The organism is Agromyces sp. P1_H4, assembly GCF_056405255.1.
The window spans coordinates 1-2,584 of record NZ_JBFUCL010000437.1 but is presented as its reverse complement, the minus strand read 5'-3'; the positions used below and the strand labels follow the sequence as shown (position 1 = coordinate 2,584).

Annotated in this window: 4 protein-coding genes; 3 read left to right on the top strand and 1 reads right to left on the bottom strand. The window is 73.3% G+C overall.

The window, feature by feature from the left end; translation table 11 throughout:
• Positions 1-11: 11 nt before the first annotated feature.
• Positions 12-419 (bottom strand): hypothetical protein, encoded by a 408-nt coding sequence (locus tag AC1DY2_RS18485; protein WP_476763744.1) that lies wholly within the window; start codon positions 417-419, stop codon positions 12-14.
• An 80-nt stretch (positions 420-499) separates the two neighbouring features.
• Here AC1DY2_RS18485 and AC1DY2_RS18480 point away from each other — a divergent pair, with 80 nt between their 5' ends.
• The 3 genes from AC1DY2_RS18480 to AC1DY2_RS18470 form a co-directional block, all read left to right on the top strand.
• A complete protein-coding gene (locus AC1DY2_RS18480; RefSeq protein WP_476763743.1) occupies positions 500-1,123 on the top strand; it encodes a glyoxalase in 624 nt (207 codons plus the stop codon).
• A complete protein-coding gene (locus tag AC1DY2_RS18475) occupies positions 1,120-1,509 on the top strand; it encodes a hypothetical protein (protein ID WP_476763742.1) in 390 nt (129 codons plus the stop codon). The genes AC1DY2_RS18480 and AC1DY2_RS18475 overlap by 4 nt, the downstream gene beginning before the upstream one ends.
• Positions 1,510-1,599: 90 nt before the next feature.
• Positions 1,600-2,584 (top strand): carboxylesterase family protein (locus AC1DY2_RS18470; RefSeq protein WP_476763741.1); only part of this gene is annotated, 985 nt, incomplete at its 3' end.

The following is a 2,584-nucleotide window of genomic DNA, read 5'->3' as shown; positions in this document are numbered from 1 at the left end:
GCTCTGACCCGTCAGCGGGCGGCCGAGGCCGCGGCGGCGGCGCGGCGCCTCGGCAGCGCGAGCACGCACACGACGCCGACGGCCGTGACGATGGGACTCGCGGTGAGCGGCGTCGACACCCACTGACCGCCGAAGATCCAGCTCGCCGCGAAGAGCAGAGCGGGCGCCGCCACGAGGGGAGCCGTCCACCAGCGGCCGCCGAGCAGGATGCCGCACACGCCGGCGCCCACGCTCGCGACCAGGCACAGCACGAAGAGCGGCGTCGAATCCGACACCGTCGTGTCGAAGCCGGCCCCGTTCAGCGCGGCGGTGAGTGCGCCGAACAGCACGCCGACCGCCGCCGCGAGCGCGACGATCGCCCAGGCCACGAGCAGGATGACTCGCGCGGGGCCGCGTGCGGGAGTGGGCGATGACGTCACGCCGTCAGGATACTGGCGCCAAGGTGATCGAGCAGGAACGAAGAAGCAGCCCGAGGGGCGGCATCCGTAGCGTGATGGTCATGAACAGCATCGACTTCATCACCCTCGAGGTGGCCGACACCACGGCCGCCGAACGCTTCTCCGACGCCGCCTTCGGGCTCGGCGACCGCATCCGGTTCCGGGCATCGGATGCCCCGACGACGGGCTTCCGCGGATACACCCTCTCCATCACCGTGGCGCAGCCCGCCGACGCCCTCAGCTTCTCCGAGTCAGCGATCGCGGCGGGCGCCACGGTGCTCAAGCCGGCCGCCAAGTCCATGTGGGGCTTCGGCGGAGTCGTGCAGGCGCCCGACGGGTCCATCTGGAACCTCGCGACCTCGTCGAAGAAGGACACCCGCCCCGCCACCCGCGACATCGAGTCCGTCGTGCTCCTGCTCGGCGTCGAGGACGTGGGCGCGAGCAAGAAGTTCTACACCGACCTCGGCCTGAAGGTGGGCAAGAGCTTCGGCTCCTACGTCGACTTCGACATGCCGACGAGCCCGATCTCGCTGGGGCTCTACAAGCGTCGCGCGCTGGCGAAGTCGGCCGGGGTCGCGCCGGAAGGCAGTGGTTCGCACCGCATCGTCATCGGCGGCGGGAGCCGCGCCCTCACCGACCCCGACGGGTTCGCGTGGGAGCCCGCCGAGGTGAGCGCCGACGCGTGACCCTCGTGGTCGACGTGGCCAACGTCATGGGCTCGCGCCCCGACGGCTGGTGGAAGGACCGCGCGGGCGCCGCCGCTCGGCTGCTCGCGCCGATGCCTGCGCTCGTCGGTCGAGCCGTCACGGCTCCTGACGGCTCGGTGGTGGTGCTCGAGCGGATCGTGGCCGTCGTGGAGGGCCAGGCGAAGGGGGTCGCCGCCCCCGATGGCATCGAGCTGGTGCGTGCGCCGGCTGACGGCGACAGCGCGATCGCGGCGGCCGCCCGCGAGTCGGATGCCGCGGCGGAGCGCGTGCTCGTCGTAACGGCCGATCGCGGCCTGCGGGCCCGCCTGCCCGAGGCGGCCCTCGTCGCCGGGCCCGGCTGGCTGAGCGACCTGCTCGGTCGCTGACTGCTCGCGTCGAACGGTCGGATGCGGCCGCCAGCAGTGGCGGCGCGGTCGCGACAGGGCTTGAATGGCGTGGATGAGGTGCACGCGGGCATGACCGCACACCCCGGAACGGACGACCGGCTCGAGGTTCGCGTCACCGGGGGCGTCGTGCGCGGAGTCCGCGAGGGCGACGTGCTCTCCTGGCGCGGCATCCCCTATGCGGCACCGCCGGTCGGCGAGCTGCGGTTCAGGGCGCCGGCTCCGGTGCATCCGTGGCCCGGGGTTCGCGACGCCTCGGACTACGGCGCGGTCGCCCCGCAGGCCCGGGTGACGCGGCGGCCGCGCGTGCTGCCCGGTGCGGTCGCCGCCGACGAGGACTGCCTGACCGTGAACGTGCATGCGCCGGCACGCGAGCCCGGCGGACCGTTGCTGCCGGTGATGGTGTTCATCCACGGTGGCGGCTACAGCGCGGGCTCCTCGAGGGACTTCTCGGGCCGGGGCGAGGGGTTCGTGCGCAGCGGACGCGTCGTGTACGTGAGCTTCAACTACCGGCTCGGAGCGCTCGGCTACCTCGACTTCACGCGGTACGGCACCAAGGAACGACCGTTCGATCGCAACCTGGGACTGCGCGACCAGGTCGCCCTGCTCGAGTGGGTGCGGCACAACATCGGCGCGTTCGGCGGAGACGCAGAGCGGGTGACGGTGTTCGGCGAGTCGGCTGGGGGCAATGCGGTCACCACGCTGATGGCCACCCCGTCGGCGCGCGGACTCTTCGCCGGCGCCATCGCGCAGAGCGCGCCGCCGGACGCGGTGTACCCGCCGGCGATGACCGGGCGGTGGGCGGCGGAGTACCTCGCCATCCTGCGCGACGTCGTGCGCGAGCGCGCGGTGCGGGCGGTGCGGGGGCAGCCCGGCGCGCTGAACGCCGGAACGGCGAGCGCGCCGCAGCTGCTGACCGAGTCGAACGCCGAAGACCTCGTCGCCGCGTCGGTCGAGCTCCAGATCCGCACCCCCGACGCCTACGCCGGCGCGTTCTGCTTCGCCCCGGTGATCGACGGCGACGTCGTGCCCGAGCGGCCGTTCGTCGCGTTCCGGG

Excerpts from the sequence above, each read along its gene's own strand:
- AC1DY2_RS18480 (WP_476763743.1), top strand. The coding sequence starts at position 500 with ATGAACAGCATCGACTTCATCACCCTCGAGGTGGCCGACACCACGGCC.